Raw genomic sequence first — 22196 nt, forward strand, 5'->3', positions numbered from 1 at the left:
GCCCCGGTCACCCCGGTGACCGGGGCTCGCGCCATGTCTGAGAGAAAAGAGAAGCTGCGCAGAATACGGTGCGCGGCTTCTCCTTCGCGTCCGACGTGTCCGACACGTCCAGCGCGTCCGCCGTATTCGATGTACCCGAGAGGACGACCTCCCGTGACCGCCACGCTCACCGCCCCGGCCGACGCCGCCTCGCGGCCGGCCCATCGCGACGGCAACGTGCTGCGCTGGCTCGGCGCCTACACCGCGTCGATGGTCGGGGACAACGTCTACTACCTCGCGCTGTCCTGGGCCGCCGTCCAGGCCGGGTCGCCCTCGCAGGCCGGTCTGGTGATGGCCGTCAGCGCGGTGCCGCGGGCCCTGCTGATGCTCGGCGGGGGCGTGGTCGCCGACCGGTTCGGGCCGCGCCGGGTCGTCATCGGCAGCGACGCCGTGCGCTGCGCGGTGGTGCTCGCGGTCGCCGCGCTGCTCCTCGTCTCCGGCCCCGGGCTGTGGCCGCTGGTCGTGCTCGCCGTGGTCTTCGGCATCGTGGACGCCGTCTTCATGCCCGCGGTGGGGGCGCTGCCCGCCCGGCTGACCGGACCGGACCAGCTCGCCCGGGTCCAGGGCCTGCGCGGTCTCGCCATTCGCTTCGCCGGAGTGGTGGGCGGGCCGCTCGGCGGTCTGGGAGTGGCCCTGGGCGGGGCCGCCGGCGCGTTCGGCCTGGCCGGACTGCTGATAGCGGTGTCGGTCCCGCTGCTGCTGTCCGTACGGACCCGGAACCTCGCGACGCCTGCCGCGACGCCTGGCTCGGCGACGCCGGTGCCGGCGGAGGCGTCGGCGGCGGGCACGGCCGACGTGTCCGGGGCGTCCGAGACGCCCGGGGCTCCCGCTGGCGTGGCGGAGGCCGCCGCGGGCGGTCCGTGGCGGGATCTGCGCGAGGGCCTGGGCTACATCCGCGGGCACCGGGTCCTCGCGCCGCTCCTGGTCGCCATCGCCCTCGGCGACCTCGGCTTCGTCGGACCGCTCAACGTCGGGCTGACCCTGCTGGCCGACCAGCGCGGCTGGGGCGCCGCAGGCATGGGCGGGGTGCTCTCCGGATTCGGGGCCGGTGCGGGAATCGCCGCGCTGCTGCTGGCCGTACGCGGGCGGCTGCCGCACGCGGCGCGGGTCGCGGCGGGCGCGATCATCACCGGCTCGGTCGCGATCGGTGCGCTCGCCTTCGTACCCGACCTGACCGCGGCCATCGGCGTGGCCGTTCTCGTCGGCCTGCTCACCGGACTCAGCGGCGCGTTGTGCGGCGCCCTGCTCCAGACCCAGGCCGAACCCGCCTACCTGGGCCGCGTCAGCTCCGTCGCGGGCGTCGTCAGCCTCGGCTTCGCCCCGCTCAGCATGCCGCTGAGCGCGGCCGCCATCGGCTGGTGGGGCACCGGCCCCGTCTTCGTCACCAGCGCCGCGGTCTGCGGACTCGGCGGTGTGGTCGTCCTGTGCAGCGGCCCGCTGCGCCGCGCCCGGCTGCCGCTCTGAACCCTGCGCGTGCGGGTGTGCCGGCGCACAAGGATGGCTCGCGTCCGGTAGGAGTGCGCCCAGCGTGCAGCGGGGTCCGGCAGGCCTGTTTTCCGAGGTCGCAGGGCCCTTGAGGAGCTCGCCGAGGGGCTCGGGCACCTGGTTCCGCCGCCGGTTGCGCGGTCGTAACGTGACGGCCGTGACCGGACAGACGATCCCCCCACGTCCGCTCCGCCCGCCCAGGCTCCACGGCCGGAGCGCGGAACTGGAAGCCGTAGAAGCGCTGTCGGCCCGGCTGCGCGCCGGACGCGGCGGCGCCCTCGTCCTCACCGGGACCCCGGGACTCGGACGCACCGCACTGCTCGCACAGGTCCGCCGCACCTTCGACGAGGGCACCGTGTGGCACGCGAGGGCGACCCGGGCCGAGAGCCGCATCCCGTACGGCGGCCTGCACGCCCTGCTCAGCTCCGCGGCCGCGGACCCCCCGCTGCGGGCCCTGCGGGTGCTCGGGGCCGGGCTGGAGCCGGCCGCGCTGCTGGAACTGCTGGGCGAACGGACCCCGGGGCGGCCGCTGCTGGTGTGCGTGGACGACGTACATCTGTGGGACGGGCCGTCCCGCGCGGCCCTCGGGTTCGTCGCCCGGCGGCTGGACACCGCACGTCCCATCGGCCTGCTGCTGTCCGCGGCGGCCCGCGGCCGCCCGGACGGCGAACTCGCCGGCCTGCCCCTGGTCCGCCTCGGCCCGCTCGGCCCGGCCGCGGCCGGCGCGCTCGCGGACGACCTCGCCGCCCGCCCCCTCGACCCCGCCGTACGCCGCGAACTGGTCCGCGGGACGGTCGGCAACCCGCGGCTGCTGACCGACGTCCTGGCCGGGCTCGGCCCACGGCAGCTCGGCGGCGAACTGCCGTTGCCGGCACCGCTGGTCGCCCCCGACGTCCTGGTGCGGGCCTGCGGGGCGGGCCCCGGCGACCTGTCGTCCGGGACCCGGCTGCTCCTGCTGCTGGCCGCGGCCGCGCAGGAGCAGGACCCGTACGGGCACGGGGCCGACCTCCTCCTCGTCCTGCGCGCGGCCGGTGCCGCCGGGGCCGGGCGCGCGGAACTGGCCGAGGCCGAGGACGCCGGTGTGCTGCGCGTCGCCGGGGAACGTGTGGTGTTCTCCGGTGAACCGCTGCGCCGTGCGGTCCACGACGAGGTGTCACCCGCCCGGCGCCGGCAGGCCCATACGCTGCTGGCGCTGGCCCTGGCCGGTGAACGCCGGCGGCTGCCGCGCCTGGTGCACCGGGCCCTGGCCGCGCCGGGCCCCGACCCCCGGCTCGCCGCCGAACTGGCGGCCGTCGCGGAGGACGACCCGAGCCGGACCCATGCCGAACGGTCCGTGGCCCTGGAGCGCGCGGCCGTCCTCACCGAGCACGACGGCGCCAGGGTCGCGCGGCTCGCCGCCGCCGCGGAGCACGCCCGGCTGGCCGGCCGTCCCGCGCGGGCCCGTGAACTGCTGGCCGCGGCCCGGCCGTGGCCGGCGCACGACGCGGTGCGCGGCCGGGCGGAACTCGTCCGCGGGCTGCTCGAACTCCAGGACGGGCCCGTGGCCGACGCCTGCGAGGCACTGCGGCTGGCGGCGGAGCTGCTGGCTCCCTACGACGCGCGGCGCACCGACCTGGCGCTGCTCGCCGGGATGGAGGCGGCCTGGTCCGCGGGCGACGCGGAGTCCTATCTGCGGATCACCGTCGGATCCGGCCTGTCCGCTTCTCGCGAGGTGCCGGTCCCGCAGCCGGTGCGCGCCTTGACCCCGACCGGGGCTCTGCCCGCGCTTTCCGGGGTTTCGCCCGCCCCTTCCGGGGTTTTGCCCGGCATTCCTCCCCAGGCTCTTCCCGGGGCCCTTCCCCGAGTTCTTCCCGACGCCGTCCCCGACGCCCGTTCCGAGGATCCTCCGGGAGCCCTGCCCGCCGCCCCCGCCGGGATCCTCCCGGCCGTACGGCAGACCGTGGGGCCGGCCCAGACCTTCGCGGCGGAGTACCGCGCCGGGATGACGGACCTGCTGAGCGGGCGGACCGCGCGGGGCAGGCAGGTGCTGCGGCGGCTCGTGGAGCGGGGCGAGCGCGCGGGGGAGCCCGAGCTGCTGGTGTGCGCCGGTGCCGCGGCGCTGGTCGTGGGCGACCTCGCGGCCGCGTGCCGGGTGCACGCGCGGGCACTGGCGGTCGCGCGCTCGCGCGGCCACGCCATTCTCGTCCCGCTGATGCTGGAGCGGCTGGCCTACGGCGAGCTGCGGGCCGGACGGCACCTGCGGGCCCGGGTGCATGCCGAGGAGGGTCTGCGCGCCGCCCTGCGCACCGGGCAGCGCAACATCGCCGCCCATCAGCACGCCGTCCTGGCCCTGGTCGCCTCCCTGGCGGGCGACGCCGAGACCGTGGCCGAGCACGCCACCGCCTGCTCGGCCGTCGCCGACGCGCACGGCCTCGCCCTGGCCGCGTCGCTCGCCCAGTGGGCTCTGGCCCGCACCGACCTGAGCCGGGGCCGGGCCCCCGAGGCGGCGGCCCGGCTCGGCCCCCTGGTGCGGCCCGGCCCCTGCGGTGGCCACTTCGCGGTACGGATGCTCGCCGTGCCCTGCTACGTCGAGGCCGCCGTGCTGGCCGGCGCACCGGAGGCCGCGCCCGCGGTCGTCGCGGAGTTCGCCCTCTGGGCGGAGCAGGGCATCGACGCCGCCGCCCCGGCGCTGCTCGCCCGCTGCCGCGCCCTGCTGGAGACCGTCGAGGGCAGGGGCGAACCCGCGGCCCGCGACGGCACCCCGACCCACGACGACGACCGCACCGGCCCCCATCCGGCCGAGGTCCACTACGCGCAGGCGCTGGCCCGCCACGACCTGGTGGGCGGCGACTTCGAACGTGCCCGTACCCAGCTGCTGTTCGGCAACTGGCTGCGGCGCAGGCGTCGGCCGGGCGAGGCACGGGGGCGGCTGCGCGACGCCCTGGTCGCGTTCGAACGCTGCGGGGCCGGTGCGTGGGCCCGGCAGGCACGGGCCGAACTGCGCGCCACCGGTGACGCCCCGGCCGCCGAACCCCGGGGACCGCTGGTCCGGCTGACACCGCAGCAGCTGCGGATCGCCCGGTTCGTCGCGGAGGGGGCCACCAACCGTGAGGTGGCCATGCGGCTGTCGGTGAGCCCGCGCACGGTCGACCACCATCTGCGCAATGTGTTCGCGCTCCTCGGGGTGCGCTCGCGGATCGAGCTGGCGAGGTTCGTCGACCGGGAGGACACGTCCGGCGACCGCCCCGGGGAACCCGCCCCGGCACGGTACGGCTTCCCGCCGCGCGAATGACCCCCGGCGCGGCGAGCGTCCTGGGAGAGCGGTCGCCCCCGGCGCGGCGAGTGATCCGGCACGGCACGGCGAGCGGCCTGGCAGAGCGGTCGCCCCCGGGAGAGCGAGCGCCTCGGCATGGCGGTCACCCCGGGAGAGCGGCCGTCTCGTCACGGCGAGCGGTCCAGCAGGACAGGCGATCCGGGAGAGCGGCCGTCCCGGCATGGCGGTCGCCCTGGGAGAGCGGCCGTCTCGTCACGGCGAGCGGTCCAGCAGGACAGGCGATCCGGCAGAGCGGCCGTCCCGGCATGGCGAGCGCCCTGGCAGAGCGGTCGCTCCGGGAGATCGAGCGCCTCGGCACGGGCGAGCGATCCGGGAGAGCGGCCGTCCCGGCATGGCGGTCGCCCTGGGAGAGCGGTCGCCCCGGCAGGCGAGCGCCCCGGGAGAGCGGCCGTCCTGGCACAGCGGTCGCCCCGGCACAGCGGCCGTCCCGGCACGGCGAGCGCCCGGGGAGCGGTCGCCCCGGCACGGTGAGTGATCCGCCAGGACAGGCGATCCGGCAGGGCGGGTGATCCGGCGGACGCGGACGCGGGCGCGGGGCCGGCGGACGCCCGCGGAGCCGTGTGCCGCCCGCCACCTGCTGCCCGCGGCCGGAGGCGCGGATTCCCGGGGCGGCGGGGAATTTGGTCCGACACTCTGGGGACCGACCGGACGGTATGTCATCCTGCGGGACCAAGGACTGCTCCGGAGCCGCCGGCGGAGGACGAACGCCGTGCCGTGCACCGGTGCGAACCGACCCGGTGGAGGACTGCGATGCCGAACGCCGTACGAGCCCGTGTCCGGGCGGTGCCCGAGCTGCCGCCCCCCTCTCCGCCCCTGCGTTCCAGCGTCGACGCGGACGCCTTGGCCGTGCTGCACCGCGCGGCCGCCGTCCTGATGGACGACCTTCCCGAGCTCACCGACCGGCTGCTCACCGTGCTCCGGGAACAGGAGCCCGCCTACCGGGCGGCTCTCGAAGCAGACCCCTCGGGCATCTGGCAGGAGGCCCACCGCTCCCTGCGCCACAACGTCGGCTCCCTGCTGCGCCCCAGGGAGTCCCGGGACGCCGCCCGGCGCTGTTCGTGGCGGATCGGCGCCGAACGGGCCGAACAGGGGCTGCCGTTGGACGCGCTGCTGCACGCCTTCCGGCTCGGTGGCGCCCTGGTGTGGCGCGGTCTCGTCGAGGAGGCCGCGCGGCGCGACCCCGACGACGTACGCCTGCTCGTGCACGTGGCCGCCGACGTGTGGAACTTCGTCGACGAGCACTGCACGCTGGTCGCCGACGCCTACCGGCAGGTGGAGCGGCAGCTCGCCTGGCGCCGGGAGAACCGGCTGCGGCTGATGACCACCGCCCTCCTCGACGGCACCACCCGCATCGCCGACCTGCCGGACGTCGCCGCCGCGCTGGAACTGCCCGAGCACGGCAGGTACGCGGTGGTGAGCGTGGCCGCCGCGCACCCGGCCGCCCACACCGGCACCCCGCTGCTGTCGGTGCCGCCCGGGATGCGGGCGCACTGGCACGCCGGGGCGGACGCGGAACACGCGGTCGTGCACCTCGGCGAGAGCGAGCCGGCCGACCTGGTCGACCGGGTGACCGCGCCCGTGGGGGCCCGGGTCGGCATCAGCCGTGCCGTGGAGGGCCTCGCGGCGGTCGGGGACGCGCGCCGGCTCTCCGAGACCGCGCTGCGGGCCTGCCCGGAGAGCGGCGGCACGGTCCTGCTCGACGAGCATCTGCCGGCCGCCCTGCTGGTGTCCGCGCCCGCTCTGGGCGCGGCGCTGGTCCACCGGGTCCTGGGCCCGCTGCTGAGTCTCGACCCGGGCGACCGGGACCTGCTGCTGGACACGGTGTGCGTCTGGCTCGACAGCGACGGCTCCGCGCAGCGCGCGGCGACCCGGCTGTACTGCCACCGCAACACGGTCCTCAACCGGCTGCGCCGTTTCGAGCAGCTCACCGGCCGCTCGCTCACCCGGCCCGCGGACGTCGTCGACACGTCGCTCGCCCTGACCGCCCGACGACTTCTCGGCGACTGAATGCCCTTGCCTCCTCTGGGAGTTGGCGGTCAGGCGGATGCACGGGGTGGCGGCCGGACGCCGCCCGCTCCGGACCGGACACCCCGTCCGGAGCGGCTCGCTGGGCAGCGGCACAACCCCCCGCCGCCGACGCTGGGAGCGGGTCCTGAGCCGCCGCCGCGCGCTGTACGCCGTCCGGTGCGCGTGCTCTCGTAGGGCCACTTCCCCCGTAGGTCCGCGTCGTGCGGAGCCGAGGAGTTGTGATGCCCTCTCTGTCATCGGACGGTACCCGGCAGGACGCGTCCCCGCCGGGCGCGCCGTCCCCCGGCGACCCGCGCCCCGGCGGCCCGCGCTCCGACGGGCCGTCGGTGCTGCGCGTGCGTGATCTCGACGTGGCCTACGGGCGTGCCCTGACCGCGTTGCGAGGTGTCAGCCTGGAGGTGCCCGCAGGCGGCGCCGTCGCCCTGCTCGGTGCCAACGGCGCGGGCAAGAGCACCTTGTTGCGCTCCCTGTCCGGCACCCTGCGCCTGCACCGCGGGGCGATCACCGCGGGCAGTGCCCACTACGGCGGCCTGCGGCTGGACGGGCAGAACCCGGTGGCCGCGGTGCGCGCCGGGGTCGTACAAGTCCCCGAGGGGCGGCGGGTGTTCGCCGGACTCACGGTGGACGAGAACCTGCGCGCCGGCGGACTCGGGCTGAGCCGCCGCGCCCCGGCGGTCGTCCGGGCCGCCAGGGAACGGGTCTTCGGGCTCTTCCCCCGGCTCGCGGAGCGGCGCAGGCAGCGCGCCGGACTGCTGTCCGGCGGCGAGCAGCAGATGCTCGCCATCGGGCGGGCGCTGATGGCCGCGCCCAGGCTGCTGCTCCTGGACGAACCCTCCCTCGGACTGGCCCCGTTGATGGTCGAGCGCATCGCCGAGGTGATCCGGGAGATCAACGGCCAGGGCACCTCGGTCCTGCTCGTGGAGCAGAACGCGGCGATGGCGCTGGCGCTGTGCGACCAGGCGTACGTCCTGGAGGTCGGCGAGGTGCGGCTGTCCGGCCCGGCCGCCGAACTGGCCGGGACCGACGCGGTACGCCGTCTCTACCTGGGCGAGGAGGCGACCCCCGCGCCGGCCCCGGCACCGGACTCCGCGCCGGCCCCGGCACCGGACTCCGCGTCGGTCCCGCCACCGGACTCCGCGTCGGTCCAGGCGCCGGCCTCCGCACCGGCCCCGGCTGCCGGGAGTGCCGCCCCACCTCCCGAGGGTTCCGTCCCGCCTGCCGAGGGTTCCTCCGCTCCCGCTCGCGCGTCCGCCGCCGAAGGGCAGGGTGCCCCATGAGCGGCCCGCCCCCGCCCCCGCCCCTGCACGTCGAGGACGTCACGGTCAGGTTCGCCGGACTCACCGCGCTGGACTCGGTCGGGTTCACCGTCGCGCCCGGCAGCGTGCACGCGCTGATCGGGCCCAACGGAGCGGGCAAGTCGACCTGCTTCAACGTCGTCTCCGGACTGTGCCGGCCCACCCGGGGCGGGGTCCGCCTCGGCGAGCGGGAACTCACCCGGCTGCCCCCGCACCGGATCGCCCTGCTCGGCATCGCCCGCACCTTCCAGAACATCGTCACCACGGCCGGCACGGTCGGCGACAACCTGATGCTCGGCCGCCAGGCCCTGGGCCGGGCGGGGTTCACCGCCACCGCACTGCGGCTGCCGGGCACCGTGCGCGAGCAGCGCGAGCACCGCGCGCGGGCCCGGGAGACCGCCGAACTCACCGGCCTCGGACCGCTGTTCGACACCCCGGTCGCCCTGCTGCCCTACGGCGACCGCAAGCGGGTCGAACTCGCCCGCGCCCTGTGCCTGGAACCACGGGTGCTGCTGCTGGACGAACCGGTGGCCGGCATGAACTCCGGCGAACGCGCCCGCACCGTCGAGGTGCTGCGCACGGTCCGCGCCGAACTGGGCCTGTCCGTACTGCTGGTGGAGCACGACATGGGCCTCGTCATGCGGCTGGCCGACGAGGTCACCGTCCTCGACTTCGGCCGCCGTATCGCCGCGGGCACCCCGGACCGGGTCCGCCAGGACCCCGAGGTGCGCCGCGCCTACCTCGGCACCCCGACCACCTCCCGGGAGCACATCGCATGAGCACCGCCCTGGACACCGTGCTGAACGGACTCGCCCTCGGCTCGGTCTACGCCCTGGTCGCCCTCGGCTTCGTCATCATCTTCAAGGCCTCGGCGGTGATGAACTTCGCCCACGGCTCGCTGCTGCTGCTCGGCGGCTATCTCACCGCGGTGCTGCACGACCGGCTCGGCTTCGCGGGCGCCCTCGCCCTCGCGGTGCTCGCCACCGCGGCGGCCGCCGGGCTGATCGACGTACTGCTGCTGCGCCGCGTAGACCCGGCCGCCGCGCATGTGCTGACCATCGTCACCATCGGCGTCGACATCCTGCTGATGACCGACCTCACCCGCCGCATCGGCGGGGACCTGCTCACCCTCGGCGACCCCTGGGGCTCCGCCGTGACCCGGCTCGGCCCGGCGACCGTCGCCGACAGCCGGATCGCCTCGATCCTGGTGTCGACCGTGGTCATCGCCGCGGTCTTCGCCGTGTTCCGGTTCACCCCCTGGGGCCTGTCGCTGCGCGCCGCCGCCGAGGACCAGGAGGCCGCCGCCCTGATGGGCATCCGGCTCGCCCGGATCCGCACCCTCGCCTGGTGCCTGGCCGGCGCGCTCGCCGCGCTCGCCGCCGTGTTCCTGGCCGCGTTCCCGGCGCCCGGCCTGGAGCGTACGACCGGACAGATCGCGCTGAAGGCGTTCCCCGCCGCCATCCTCGGCGGGATGGCCTCGCCGCCCGGCGCGCTCGCCGGCAGCCTGCTGATCGGCGTCACCGAGGCGCTGGCGGCCGGCTACCAGTCCGAACTCTCCGCGCTCGGCGCCGGGTTCGGCGACGTGGTGCCGTACGCCGTGATGGTGCTGGTGCTCCTCGTGCGGCCCGCCGGTCTCTTCGGCACCAAGGAGGCGGCTCGTGTCTAGGCGTCTCGCCGCGGCGGGCGCCGTGCTCGTCCTGTGCGCCCTGCCCTTCTACCTGGGCGCGTTCTGGCTCCAGGTCGGGCTGTTCTCGATGGCCGCCGCGCTCGGCGCCGTCGGACTCACCCTGCTCACCGGCACCGCAGGCCAGCTCTCCCTGGGCCATGCCTTCTTCCTCGCGGTCGGCGCCTACGGCTATGTCTGGCTGGCCGGGGAGCCCGGACCGGGTCTGCCGCCGCCGCTCGCCCTGGTGCTGGCGGTCTGTCTGAGCGGGGCGGCGGGCGGGCTGTTCAGCCCGGTGGCCGGCCGGGTGCGCGGTGTCTACCTGGGGGTGGCGACCCTCGCCCTCGTCTTCCTCGGCCGGCACGTGATGCTCAACGCCGACTCCCTCACCGGCGGCTTCAACGGACGCTCCGTGCCGCCGATGTCCCTGGGCGGCTTCACCTTCACCGGGACCGACCCGCAACTGACCGTGCTGGGCGTGCCGTTCGGCGCCGAGGAGCGTCTGTGGTACCTCGCGCTGGCCCTGCTCGGCGCCGGCTGGTTCGCCGCCCGCAACCTGCTCGACGGCCGTCCCGGCCAGGCACTGACCGCGCTGCGCGACAGCGAGACCGCCGCGGCCGTGATGGGCGTCCCGGTGGCCCGCCGCCGCTCGGCCGCCTTCGTGGTCTCCTCCATGTACGCGGGCCTGGCCGGGGTCCTGCTCGCGCTCGTCTTCCGCCGGATCGTGCCCGACTACTTCGGCCTCACCCTGTCCATCGACTACCTCGCGATGATCGTCATCGGCGGACTCGGCTCGGTGGCGGGCGCCGCCGCGGGAGCCGTCTTCGTCACCGCGCTGCCCCTGCTCATGGCCCGCTACGCCGACCAGCTGCCCCTGGTCGCGGCGCCCGGCGCGCCCGGCCACGCGGTGGGCCCCACCGAGGCCGCCCGCTATCTGTACGGCGCCGCCGTCGTCCTCGTCCTGCTCTTCGCCCCCGACGGACTGAGCGGCCTGGCCCGGCGCGCCGCGGCCCTCGTCCGGCGGCGCCGCACCCCGCCCACGGCCGAGCCGCCCGCCACCCCGTCCGCCGCCGACCCCTCGTCCGCCGCCGACCCCTCCGCCGTCTCCCCGGCCTCCGCACCCGCGGACGCGTCCGCACCGGATCAACGACCCAAGGAGCGCACCTCGTGAACACCACGGGACGCACAGCCCTCGCCACGACCCTCGCCGTCCTGCTGCTGGCCGGCGTCGGATGCAGCACCAAGGCCGGAACCTCGGACGGGGAGGCCGCCGCCGACGGGGTGAAGACCGGCCCCGGGGTCACCGCCGACACGATCACCCTCGGCGCGCTCACCGACCTGAGCGGCCCCTACGCCACCCTCGGCAAGAGCATCGTCCAGGCCCAGCAGATGTGGGCGGACGAGACCAACGCGAGCGGCGGGATCTGCGGGCGCAAGATCAAGATCGTCGTACGGGACCACGGCTACGACGTCCAGAAGGCCGTCGCCGCCTACACCGAGATCTCGCCGAACGTCCTGGCGCTGCCCCAGGTCATCGGCTCGCCCGTGGTCGCCGCCCTGCTCGACGACATCGAACGCGACCGTCTGCTGACCTTCCCGCAGGCCTGGGCCGCCTCCCTGCTCGGCAAGGACGCCGTCCAGGTGCTCGGCACCACCTACGACCTCGACATGGTGCGCGCCGTCGACTTCCTCACCCGCACCCAGGGGGTGAAGAAGGGCGACCGGATCGGTCACGTCTACTTCGAGGGCGACTACGGCGCCAACGCCCTGGAGGGCTCCACCTGGGCGGCGGGCAAGGCGGGCCTCACGATCGTCGGACAGAAGATCAAGGCCACCGACACCGACCTCTCGGCGCAGGTCACCGCGTTGCGCAAGGCCGGGGTCAAGGCGATCCTGATCAGCGCGGGCCCCGGTCAGACCGCCTCACTGGTGGGCGTCGCCGCCGCGAGCGGGCTGAAGGTCCCGGTCGTCACCAGCGCCCCCGGCTTCGCCCCGCAGCTCCTGAAGACGCCCGCCGCGCCCGCGCTGCTCGCCATGCTGCACATCGTCACGGCCGCCCCGCCGGTCAGCTCCGACCTGCCGGCCGTCACCAAGATGGTCGCGTCGTACCAGAAGAAGTACCCGGGCGAGCTGGTCGACGCGGGCACCCTTTCGGGCTACAACGCGGCCGAGCTGATGGGCCTGGACCTCAAGGCCGCCTGCGCGGCCAAGGACCTCAGCCGGGAGGGGCTGGTGAAGGCCCACCGCGCGCAGAAGTCGGTGGACAACGGCCTGGGCACCCCGGAGGACTTCTCCGACGCCTCCCGCCCGGCGGGCACGGCCGTCTACGTGACCAAGCCGGACGCCAAGGCCACCGGCGGCACCGTGCTGGCCGAGGACGCCCGCACCCTGCCCGCGGAACAGGAGTACCTGGACTCGCGCAAGCAGTGAGCCCCGGCAGCCACCGGTCCAGGTCCCGGGTCGGGGTTCCGGTTCGGGACCGGGCCGGGTCCGCGGGGCGGCTCACCAAGTCTCCGGACCCGACCGGTCCCGAGACCCGGTGCGGCCCGACCCGTGCCCCGCCCGGAGCGGAGACCCGGCCCGGACCGTAAATCCGGTCCAGGTCAGAGGCCCAGCGACCTGGACTCGTGCAGCTGGGCGATGGCGGCCTTCTCGCCCTCCAGTTCCACCGACGCCACGCTCTGCCGCCCGTACGCGAACAGCAGCAGTTCCGACGGTTCGCCGGTCACCGTCACGACCGGCGTGCCCTTGTGCGCCACCACCGTGCGGCCGTCCGGGCGGCGCAGCACCAGACCGGTCGGCGCCCGGCGGCCCACCAGCCGGGCCGACCGCTCCAGCCGGGACCACAGCGAGTCCTGGAACACGCCGTCCAGCTCGCGCGGTGCCCAGTCCGGCTGCGCCCGGCGGACGTCCTCCGTGTGGACGTAGAACTCCACCGTGTTCGACGCCTCGTCGACCTGCTTGAGCGAGAACGGCGAGAAGCGCGGCGGCCCGGTGCGGATCAGCTGGATCAGCTCCTCGTACGGCTTGGCCGCGAACTCCTCCATCACCTTCTCCAGGCGGGACGCGAGCTGCTTGACCAGGATGCCCCCGGCGGCGTCGGGGCGGCGCTCCCGTACCACCACGTGCGCGGCGAGGTCACGGGTCTGCCAGCCCTCGCACAACGTGGGGGCCTGTGGACCGGTGACCTCCAAGAGGTCGGCGAGAAGGAGCCGTTCACGCTTGGCGAAGGTCGACATGCCGTTCAGCCTACGACCGCGCGCCGGGTCCGCCCAGTGGACACCGCGCCCGGAACGCCCGGATCGCGCGGCACAATGGCAGCCATGACCAGCACGCCCCCGCCCAGCAGCCTGAACGCCGAGATCGCCGCCCGCCTCAAGCGCAGCCCCGACGGCCTCGTGCCCGCCATCGCCCAGCAGTACGACACCGGCGAGGTGCTCATGCTCGGCTGGATGGACGACGAGGCGCTGCACCGCACCCTGACCACCGGCCGCTGCACGTACTGGTCCCGCAGCCGCCGGGAGTACTGGGTCAAGGGCGACACCTCCGGTCACCTCCAGTGGGTCCGCTCCGTCGCCCTCGACTGCGACGGCGACACGCTGCTGGTCAAGGTCGACCAGGTCGGCGCCGCCTGCCACACCGGGGCGCGCACCTGCTTCGACGAGGACGTACTGCTCAAGGACGCCGCCGATTCCGGCGTACCCGCCGACGATCAGTAAGGTCAGCCGCCATGGACCTCGAGACGTTCCGCAAGCTGGCCACCGACCGCCGCGTCATTCCGGTCACCCGCAAACTCCTCGCCGACGGCGACACCCCGGTGGCGCTCTACCGCAAGCTCGCCGCCGAGCGCCCCGGCACCTTCCTGCTGGAGTCCGCGGAGAACGGACGGTCCTGGTCCCGCTACTCCTTCGTCGGGGTCCGCAGCTCCGCCACGCTCACCACGCGTGACGGCCAGGCCCACTGGCTCGGCGCCCCGCCCGTCGGCGTCCCCGTCGACGGCGACCCGCTCGCCGCGCTGCGCGCCACCATCGAGGCCCTGCACACCCCCGGCCAGGACGACCTGCCGCCCTTCACCGGCGGCATGGTCGGCTACCTCGGCTACGACATCGTGCGCCGGCTGGAGAAGATCGGCCCCGGCGAGCGCGACGACCTCGAACTGCCCGAGCTGACCATGCTCCTCACCAGCGACCTGGCCGTCATGGACCACTGGGAGGGCTCCGTCCTGCTGATCGCCAACGCGATCAACCACAACGACCTCGACACCGGCGTCGACGACGCCTACGCCGACGCCGTGGCCCGGCTGGACGCCATGGAGGCCGACCTCTCCCGCGCGGTCGCCCAGCCGCCCGCCGTGCTCCCGCCGTCCGAACTGCCCGAGTACAGCGCCCTGTGGGGCGGCGCGGACTTCCAGCGGGCCGTCGAGGACGTCAAGGAGCGCATCAGGGCCGGCGAGGCGTTCCAGGTCGTCCCCTCGCAGCGCTTCGAAACGCCGTGCACGGCAAGCGCGTTGGACGTCTACCGGGTGCTGCGGACCACCAACCCCTCCCCGTACATGTACCTGTTCCGCTTCGAGGGCTTCGACGTCGTCGGCTCGTCCCCGGAGGCGCTGGTCAAGGTCGAGGACGGGCGGGCCATGGTCCACCCCATCGCCGGCACCCGGCCGCGCGGGGCCACCCCGCAGGAGGACCAGGCCCTCGCCGACGAGCTGATGGCCGACCCCAAGGAGCGCGCCGAGCACCTCATGCTGGTCGACCTCGGGCGCAACGACCTCGGACGGGTCTGCGAACCGGGCTCGGTCGAGGTGGTCGACTTCATGTCCGTCGAGCGGTACTCGCACGTGATGCACATCGTCTCCACGGTCACCGGGCGGGTCGCGGCGGGCCGCACCGCCTTCGACGTCCTGACCGCCTGCTTCCCGGCGGGCACCCTGTCCGGCGCGCCGAAGCCGCGCGCGATGCAGATCATCGACGAACTCGAACCGTCCCGGCGCGGGCTGTACGGCGGCTGCGTCGGCTATCTCGACTTCGCCGGCGACTCCGACACCGCCATCGCCATCCGTACGGCCCTGCTGCGCGACGGCACCGCCTACGTGCAGGCCGGGGCCGGCATCGTCGCCGACTCCGACCCGGTCGCCGAGGACACCGAGTGCCGAAACAAGGCGGCGGCGGTGCTGCGCGCGGTGCACACGGCGAACCGGCTCGGCAAGTAGGGCGCGTCTCACGTCGCCCCGGGTGCCGGTTCGCCCGGGGTTCAGGCGATAGTGGGACACGTGACTGCTGTTCCTCACCCTCGTTCCCAAGCCGCTCCGGTCCGGTCCGGCCGCCGGAGCCTCGCCGTCGCCCTGCTGAGCGGGGCGCTGGGCGCCGCCGTGGCCCTGCTGGCCACCCGCCAGCGCTGGTCGCAGGGCACCGCGACGGTCGCCGGCGGCGACTTCCCCCTGACCGTCAAGGGCAGCGACGTCACCGGCGTCCCCGCGGCCCTGGCGATAGTGGGTCTCGCCGCGCTGGTCGCCGTCTTCGCGGTCCGCCGCACCGGCCGCCGGCTGGTCTCCGTGCTGCTCGCGCTCTCCGGTGCCGGGATCGTCGCCGCGGCGCTGCTCGGCGCCTCCGACGCCTCCGCGCTCGACGAGAAGGCCGCGCAGGCCTCCGGCGACACCTCGGCCGTCGTGGCCGCCTTCACCCACACCGCGTGGCCGTACGTGGCCGCCGTGGGCGGCGCCCTGATCCTGCTGGCCGGGCTGCTGGCCCTGCGCTACGGCCCGCTGTGGCCGGTGATGTCCGGACGCTACGAGCGCAACGGCAGGCCCAGGGCGCGCCGCGCGGCGCCGGCCGTCGACCCCGACCGGCCGGAGGACATCTGGAAGGCCCTGGACCGGGGAGAGGACCCGACGGGCGCCGACCCCGCGTAGCACCGGCCCCGGCCGCGATCCGGCGGACCGTCCGCGCGGCGTGCCCTACGTCCGCGGGAGGCACCCCCGATCACGGGCTGCGTCCGCGTACGGGACAATGGACGGTGAGCGTCCGGCTCAGACACGTACAACACGTACACAGCAACGAGGAGCAAGTCATGGCGGGCAGCAGCCACGGTCACACCCCGGCCGCCTGGACCGGTGTCATCATCGCCTTCATCGGTTTCTGCGTCGCGGGCGCTTTCATGGTGATGGCGCAGCCCCTGGGCTTCTGGGGTGGCATGGTCATCGTCGCCCTCGGTGGTGTCGTCGGCTGGGCGATGAGCGCCGCGGGTCTGGGCCAGCCGAAGCAGGCCCCGCTCGTCGTCCAGTCCGCCCCGGGCCGCGAGCCGGCCGGCGTCGAGGGCTGAACACCCGCGTCACCGCGTACCCCGCAGGGGGCGGACCCGCGCCGTGAGCGCGCGGTCCGCCCCCTGACGCGCGCTCACGGCCCGCACGGGGCAGAATGCGAGGCGTGAACGCCGACAGCCAGGGGACCCGGGGCATGCCCGCGGGGACCGTCGCGGGGCGGCTGGCCGTGCCCGCCGCACTGCTCGCGGCCGTCGCGGGGGCCTTCGCCTACGTCGGCGCCGTGGACCCCAACGAGCCGGGCCACTATCCCGTCTGCCCGCTGCTGCGCCTGACCGGCATCTACTGCCCCGGCTGCGGCGGTCTGCGCAGTGCGCACGCCTTCGTCCACGGCGACCTCGTGACGGCCCTCCAGGACAACGCGGCGGCTGTGCTCGGCTATCTGGGGTTCGCCGTGCTGTGGACCGTCTGGGTGGTGCGTGCGGTGCGCGGGCGGCCGCTGCGGATCGACCTCGGGCCGGTCCACCTGTGGACACTGGGCGTGTCGCTGCTGGTCTTCAGCGTCGTCCGGAACCTGCCGTTCGGCGGCTGGCTGCATCCGTGATCGGAGGACGGACGTCCAGGTAGTGGGACCTGTGTCAACCGGATGCGAGGCCTACGCCTTCCTCCGGATACCATCGCAGTGGCCGTGAATCGCGCCCACCGGCAGTGCCCGAGCGGCAGCCCCGGGGCGCAGGCCCTATCGCTTGAAGAGTCAACCGTCTGGAAGGGGGCCGCTCGCGTGAGTGTGCTCGACGAGATCATCGACGGAGTCCGTGCCGACCTCGCGGAACGGCAGGCGCGCGTCAGCCTCGACGAGCTCAAGGAGCGCGCGGCCAAGGCTCGTGCCGCCAAGGACGGGGTCGCCGCGCTGCGTGGCGAGGGCGTCAAGGTGATCTGCGAGGTCAAGCGCTCCAGCCCGTCCAAGGGCGCGCTGGCCGCGATCGCCGACCCGGCGGGCCTGGCCGCCGACTACGAGGCCGGCGGCGCCGCCGTCATCTCCGTGCTGACCGAACAGCGCCGCTTCGGCGGCTCGCTGGCGGACCTCGAAGCGGTCCGCGCCCGCGTGGACATCCCCGTGCTGCGCAAGGACTTCATCGTCACCGCCTACCAGCTGTGGGAGGCGCGCGCGTACGGCGCCGACCTCGCCCTGCTGATCGTCGCGGCGCTGGAGCAGCCCGCCCTGGAGTCCCTCATCGAGCGCGCCGAGTCCATCGGGCTCACGCCGCTGGTCGAGGTGCACGACGAGGACGAGGTCGAGCGGGCGGTGGACGCGGGCGCCAAGATCATCGGCGTCAACGCGCGCAACCTGAAGACCCTGGAGGTCGACCGCTCGACGTTCGAGCGGGTCGCCCCCGAGATCCCGGCCCATATCGTCAAGATCGCCGAGTCCGGCGTCCGCGGGCCGCACGACCTCATCGCCTACGCCAACGCCGGCGCCGACGCGGTCCTGGTCGGCGAGTCCCTGGTCACCGGCCGCGACCCGAAGGCCGCGGTGTCCGACCTGGTGGCGGCGGGCGAGCACCCGGCGCTGCGGCACGGGCGCGACTGACCGTTAGGGTTGACCCCGATGACGCCCACGACCCCCTCGACGACCGTGGACCGGTACGCCCGCCTCGCGCGCGGCTGCCGGCCCCGCGGCTGCCGTGCCCCCGCACGCCGGGTGCACGGCCGACGGGTGCGTTACGTCATCGGGGACGAGCCCGGCCAGGTCAACGGCAGGCGATGGCAGCGCCCCTCCAGGGGCGCGGGGCAGCACCGAATGCGCGGCCACCGCCGCGCGAGCGCGACCAGCCACTGACGGCTCACAGCCATCGAACAAACCCCCCGCCCCACGGCGAACAGTGTCTTTCCCGAACACTCACCGTGAGGTTTTCGCATGCCCAGCGATTTCTTCTTCCCTGACCCCACCGGTCAGGTGCCCAGCGCCGAGGGCTACTTCGGCGCGTTCGGCGGCAAGTTCATCCCGGAGGCGCTCGTCGCCGCCGTGGACGAGGTCGCCGTCGAGTACGACAAGGCGAAGTCCGACCCCGAGTTCGCCCGCGAGCTCGACGACCTGCTGGTCAACTACACCGGCCGGCCCAGCGCCCTCACCGAGGTGCCCCGGTTCGCCGAGCACGCCGGCGGCGCCCGGGTGTTCCTCAAGCGCGAGGACCTGAACCACACCGGCTCCCACAAGATCAACAACGTGCTCGGCCAGGCCCTGCTCACCAAGCGCATGGGCAAGACCCGGGTCATCGCCGAGACCGGCGCCGGCCAGCACGGCGTCGCGACGGCCACGGCCTGCGCCCTGTTCGGCCTCGAGTGCACCATCTACATGGGTGAGATCGACACCCAGCGCCAGGCGCTCAACGTGGCCCGGATGCGCATGCTCGGTGCCGAGGTCGTCGCCGTGAAGTCCGGCAGCCGGACCCTGAAGGACGCCATCAACGAGGCCTTCCGGGACTGGGTCGCCAACGTCGACCGCACCCACTACCTGTTCGGCACCGTCGCCGGGCCGCACCCCTTCCCGGCCATGGTCCGCGACTTCCACCGGGTCATCGGCGTCGAGGCCCGGCGCCAGATCCTGGAGCGCGCGGGCCGGCTGCCCGACGCTGCCGTCGCCTGCGTCGGCGGCGGCTCCAACGCCATCGGCCTCTTCCACGCCTTCATCCCGGACACCGGCGTCCGTCTGATCGGCTGCGAGCCCGCCGGGCACGGCGTGGAGACCGGCGAGCACGCGGCCACCCTGACCGCGGGCGAGCCCGGCATCCTGCACGGTTCGCGCTCCTACGTCCTCCAGGACGACGAGGGCCAGATCACCGAGCCGTACTCGATCTCGGCCGGCCTGGACTACCCGGGCATCGGCCCCGAGCACTCCTACCTCAAGGACAGCGGGCGCGCCGAGTACCGCGCGGTCACCGACGACGCGGCCATGCAGGCCCTGCGCCTGCTGTCGCGCACCGAGGGCGTCATCCCGGCCATCGAGAGCGCCCACGCCCTCGCCGGTGCCCTGGAGGTCGGCCGTGAGCTCGGCCCCGACGGACTGATCGTGATCAACCTGTCGGGCCGCGGCGACAAGGACATGGACACCGCCGCGCGCTACTTCGGCCTGTACGACACCGACGCCGAGGTCGCCGCCGACGCGGCCGACATCGCCGAGATCGAGGGGGACGCCAAGTGAGCGGGACTGCATCGACCGGCGGGAACGGCCGCCTGCTGACCGACACCCTCGCCGCCGCGAAGGCCGAGGGCCGCTCCGCCCTCATCGCCTACCTCCCGGCCGGATTCCCGACCGTGGACGGCGGCATCGAGGCGATCAAGGCCGCCTTCGACGGCGGCGCCGACGTCGTCGAGGTGGGCCTGCCGCACAGTGACCCGGTCCTCGACGGCCCCGTCATCCAGACCGCCGACGACATCGCCCTGCGCGGCGGCGTCCGGATCGCCGACGTGATGCGCACGGTGCGCGAGGCGCACGAGGCGACCGGCAAGCCCGCCCTGGTCATGACGTACTGGAACCCGATCGACCGCTACGGCGTCGAGCGCTTCACCGCGGAGCTCGCCGAGGCCGGCGGGGCCGGGGCGATCCTGCCCGACCTGCCGGTGCAGGAGTCCGCGCTGTGGCGGGAACACGCCGCGAAGCACGACCTCGCGACGGTCTTCGTGGTGGCGCCCAGCAGCAAGGACGAGCGGCTCGCCGAGATCGCCGCGGCGGGCAGCGGTTTCGTCTACGCCGCCTCGCTGATGGGGGTCACCGGCACCCGCGCCTCGGTGGGCGCGCAGGCCGAGGACCTGGTCCGGCGCACCCGGGCCACCGGCACCGGCCTGCCGGTCTGTGTCGGCCTCGGCGTGTCGAACGCCGAGCAGGCCGCCGAGGTGGCCGGCTTCGCCGACGGGGTGATCGTCGGCTCGGCCTTCGTCAAGCGGATGCTGGACGCCCCGGACGAGGCGGCCGGCATCGAGGCGGTCCGCGCGCTCGCGGGCGACCTCGCGAAGGGCGTACGCCGACAGCTGTGACGCGGCCGGCAGGTGTGACGTAAGGGGCATTCCGTACGAGTCACTCGAACGGGTGGACCTGGGGCCGGGGAGGCGCGCTGCGCCTCCCCGGTTCGTTCCTGCGTGTGTGAGCGAGAAGAACCACCATGACGGAAAGCGCGCCGCACGCGAGCGGCTGGCGGTCGAACGTGAGAAGCGGAAGGCCGCGGAGAGGCGTCGGCGCACGCTGATCGTGGGCGCGAGCGTCGTCTGCGTCCTGGGGCTGGCGGCTGTGATCGGCCTCGTCGCCGCGAACGCAGGCAAGGACACCGGCGGCAGCTCGGGCCCGGTCGCCGCGCCCTCGGGGGCGCAGGGCAAGGACAGCCTCGCCATCCCGGTCGGCCAGGACGGCGCGAAGTCGACCCTCACCGTCTGGGAGGACTTCCGCTGCCCGGCCTGCAAGGCCTTCGAGGCGGCGTACCGCCCGACCATCCACGAGCTGACGGACGCCGGGCAGCTGAAGGTGGAGTACCACCTGGCCACCCTGATCGACGGCAACATGGGCGGCAGCGGCTCCCGCAAGGCCGCCAACGCCGCGGCCTGCGCCCAGGACGCCGGCAAGTTCACCGCGTACCACGACGTGCTCTACGAGAACCAGCCCGAGGAGACCCAGGACGCCTACGCGGACAACGCCAAGCTCATCGAGCTCGCGGGCAAGGTCGACGGTCTCGACACGCCGGAGTTCCGCAAGTGCGTCGAGCAGGGTACGCACGACAGCTGGGTCGTGAAGTCCAACGAGGCCTTCCAGGCCGGAAAGTTCGGCGGCACCCCGACCGTGCTGCTGGACGGCAAGAACATCTACCAGGACCGGACGATGACCCCGCAGAAGCTGAAGGAGATGGTGCAGGAGGCGGCCAAGGGGTGAGTGTTCCCCGCCCGCCTGTTATGGAGCCGTAGCCGGGCTGCCTGCCGTGGGCCCGGTCCGGCACGGTAGCGTCGACCTTGCCATGGAACTTGCCTACATTCCCAGCCCGTCGCGCGGGGTGCTGCACCTCGGCCCCATTCCGCTGCGCGCCTACGCGTTCTGCATCATCATCGGCGTCTTCGTAGCCGTCTGGCTCGGCAACAAACGCTGGATCGCCCGCGGCGGTCGGGCCGGCACGGTGGCCGACATCGCGGTCTGGGCCGTGCCCTTCGGCCTGGTCGGCGGCCGGCTCTACCACGTGATCACGGACTACGAGCTGTACTTCAGCGAGGGCCGTGACTGGGTGGACGCCTTCAAGGTCTGGGAGGGCGGCCTCGGCATCTGGGGCGCCATCGCGCTCGGTGCGGTGGGCGCGTGGATCGGCTGCCGCCGCCGCGGCATCCCGCTGCCCGCCTACGCCGACGCCATCGCCCCCGGCATCGCTCTCGCCCAGGCGATCGGACGCTGGGGCAACTGGTTCAACCAGGAGCTCTACGGGCGGCCCACCGACCTGCCGTGGGCGCTGAAGATCACCTCCTCGACGGACGGCCGGGTCCCGGGCACCTACCACCCGACGTTCCTGTACGAGTCGCTGTGGTGCATCGGCGTCGCGCTGCTGGTCATCTGGGCCGACCGCCGCTTCACGCTCGGGCACGGCCGGGCCTTCGCGCTCTACGTCGCGGCGTACTGCGTGGGCCGCGGCTGGATCGAGTACATGCGGGTCGACGACGCCCACCACATCCTGGGCCTCCGCCTGAACGACTGGACCGCGCTCGTCGTCTTCCTGCTCGCGGTGGTCTACATCGTGGTGTCGGCGAAGAAGCGGCCCGGCCGGGAGGCCGAGGTCGAGCCCGGCGCAGGAGCCGGGGCCGACGGCGGGACCGAGGCACAGACCGAGGACAAGGCCGGGACCGAGGACAAGACCGAGGACAAGACCGAGGGCAAGGCCGAGGACGAGACGGACGGCGACGCCGGGGACAAGGCGGACGCCGGGGCGGACCCCGAAGCTGTGGACTCGGCCGAGGGCACGCCGGCCGACCGGCCCGAGGACGCCACGACGGCCGAGGCCGACGCCGAGGCGCAGGACGCCCCGGACGCCGAGGCGAAGGACCGGACCGAGTCGGCGGGCAAGAAGAGCTGACGCCGGACCGTACGACGAC

Annotated in this window: 19 protein-coding genes and 1 pseudogene; 19 read left to right on the top strand and 1 reads right to left on the bottom strand. The window is 74.6% G+C overall.

Features of this window, described 5'->3' with window-relative positions; genetic code table 11:
• Positions 1-153 precede the first annotated feature (153 nt).
• The 8 genes and pseudogenes from ABT085_RS24220 (at position 154) to ABT085_RS24255 (ending at position 12253) form a co-directional block, all read left to right on the top strand.
• The gene (locus ABT085_RS24220) at positions 154-1503 is read left to right on the top strand and encodes an MFS transporter (protein ID WP_351611579.1); all 1350 of its coding nucleotides are present in this window, start codon (positions 154-156) and stop codon (positions 1501-1503) included.
• 178 nt (positions 1504-1681) lie between these two features.
• Entirely contained in the window at positions 1682-4795 is a 3114-nt protein-coding gene (locus tag ABT085_RS24225) for a LuxR C-terminal-related transcriptional regulator (RefSeq protein ID WP_351611582.1), read from the top strand.
• 792 nt (positions 4796-5587) lie between these two features.
• Positions 5588-6844, top strand: coding sequence for a PucR family transcriptional regulator (locus ABT085_RS24230; RefSeq protein WP_351611585.1), 1257 nt, complete (start codon positions 5588-5590; stop codon positions 6842-6844).
• Positions 6845-7086: 242 nt separating this feature from the next.
• Positions 7087-7923, top strand: a pseudogene (locus ABT085_RS24235) (ABC transporter ATP-binding protein); the annotation flags it as partial.
• A 215-nt stretch (positions 7924-8138) separates the two neighbouring features.
• Positions 8139-8939, top strand: coding sequence for an ABC transporter ATP-binding protein (locus ABT085_RS24240; RefSeq protein WP_351611587.1), 801 nt, complete (start codon positions 8139-8141; stop codon positions 8937-8939).
• Positions 8936-9826 carry a branched-chain amino acid ABC transporter permease gene (locus tag ABT085_RS24245; protein WP_351611590.1) on the top strand — a complete coding sequence of 297 codons (891 nt, stop codon included), beginning with the start codon at positions 8936-8938 and terminating at the stop codon, positions 9824-9826. The genes ABT085_RS24240 and ABT085_RS24245 overlap by 4 nt, the downstream gene beginning before the upstream one ends.
• The gene (locus tag ABT085_RS24250) at positions 9819-10994 is read left to right on the top strand and encodes a branched-chain amino acid ABC transporter permease (RefSeq protein WP_351611593.1); all 1176 of its coding nucleotides are present in this window, start codon (positions 9819-9821) and stop codon (positions 10992-10994) included. Before ABT085_RS24245 ends, ABT085_RS24250 begins: the two co-directional genes overlap by 8 nt.
• Positions 10991-12253, top strand: a complete 1263-nt coding sequence (locus tag ABT085_RS24255; RefSeq protein WP_351611596.1) for an ABC transporter substrate-binding protein — start codon at positions 10991-10993, stop codon at positions 12251-12253. The genes ABT085_RS24250 and ABT085_RS24255 overlap by 4 nt, the downstream gene beginning before the upstream one ends.
• A gap of 173 nt (positions 12254-12426) precedes the next feature.
• Here the strand turns inward: ABT085_RS24255 and ABT085_RS24260 are convergent, their stop codons facing one another.
• Positions 12427-13062: a TIGR03085 family metal-binding protein gene (locus ABT085_RS24260; RefSeq protein ID WP_351611599.1), complete on the bottom strand. Its 636-nt coding sequence runs from the start codon at positions 13060-13062 to the stop codon at positions 12427-12429.
• 84 nt (positions 13063-13146) lie between these two features.
• Between ABT085_RS24260 and hisI the strand changes: the two genes are divergently transcribed.
• The 11 genes from hisI to lgt all read left to right on the top strand — a co-directional run bounded on the left by hisI (position 13147) and on the right by lgt (position 22177).
• On the top strand, positions 13147-13542 hold the full coding sequence (gene hisI / locus ABT085_RS24265; RefSeq protein WP_351611602.1) for a phosphoribosyl-AMP cyclohydrolase: 396 nt from the start codon (positions 13147-13149) through the stop codon (positions 13540-13542).
• 11 nt (positions 13543-13553) lie between these two features.
• Positions 13554-15032, top strand: a complete 1479-nt coding sequence (locus ABT085_RS24270; RefSeq protein WP_351611604.1) for an anthranilate synthase component I — start codon at positions 13554-13556, stop codon at positions 15030-15032.
• A gap of 51 nt (positions 15033-15083) precedes the next feature.
• Positions 15084-15731: a TIGR02234 family membrane protein gene (locus ABT085_RS24275; protein ID WP_351611607.1), complete on the top strand. Its 648-nt coding sequence runs from the start codon at positions 15084-15086 to the stop codon at positions 15729-15731.
• Positions 15732-15889: 158 nt separating this feature from the next.
• Complete coding sequence (locus ABT085_RS24280) at positions 15890-16141, top strand: HGxxPAAW family protein (RefSeq protein WP_351611610.1); 252 nt, start codon at positions 15890-15892, stop codon at positions 16139-16141.
• Positions 16142-16236: 95 nt separating this feature from the next.
• Entirely contained in the window at positions 16237-16683 is a 447-nt protein-coding gene (locus ABT085_RS24285) for a DUF2752 domain-containing protein (protein WP_351611612.1), read from the top strand.
• A gap of 177 nt (positions 16684-16860) precedes the next feature.
• Positions 16861-17670 carry an indole-3-glycerol phosphate synthase TrpC gene (trpC, locus tag ABT085_RS24290; RefSeq protein ID WP_351611615.1) on the top strand — a complete coding sequence of 270 codons (810 nt, stop codon included), beginning with the start codon at positions 16861-16863 and terminating at the stop codon, positions 17668-17670.
• An 18-nt stretch (positions 17671-17688) separates the two neighbouring features.
• Positions 17689-17919 carry a tryptophan biosynthesis modulator TrpM gene (gene trpM, locus ABT085_RS24295; RefSeq protein WP_351611621.1) on the top strand — a complete coding sequence of 77 codons (231 nt, stop codon included), beginning with the start codon at positions 17689-17691 and terminating at the stop codon, positions 17917-17919.
• Between the two features lie 78 nt (positions 17920-17997).
• Positions 17998-19281 (top strand): tryptophan synthase subunit beta, encoded by a 1284-nt coding sequence (gene trpB / locus ABT085_RS24300; protein WP_152894813.1) that lies wholly within the window; start codon positions 17998-18000, stop codon positions 19279-19281.
• Entirely contained in the window at positions 19278-20114 is an 837-nt protein-coding gene (gene trpA / locus ABT085_RS24305; protein WP_351611625.1) for a tryptophan synthase subunit alpha, read from the top strand. Before trpB ends, trpA begins: the two co-directional genes overlap by 4 nt.
• 106 nt (positions 20115-20220) lie before the next feature.
• On the top strand, positions 20221-20997 hold the full coding sequence (locus ABT085_RS24310) for a DsbA family protein (protein ID WP_351611628.1): 777 nt from the start codon (positions 20221-20223) through the stop codon (positions 20995-20997).
• Between the two features lie 82 nt (positions 20998-21079).
• The gene (lgt, locus tag ABT085_RS24315) at positions 21080-22177 is read left to right on the top strand and encodes a prolipoprotein diacylglyceryl transferase (protein ID WP_351611631.1); all 1098 of its coding nucleotides are present in this window, start codon (positions 21080-21082) and stop codon (positions 22175-22177) included.
• The last annotated feature ends 19 nt before the right edge of the window (positions 22178-22196 follow it).

It is taken from the genome of Streptomyces sp. NPDC002265 (assembly GCF_040296125.1).
In the GTDB taxonomy this organism is placed as follows: Bacteria; Actinomycetota; Actinomycetes; order Streptomycetales; family Streptomycetaceae; genus Streptomyces.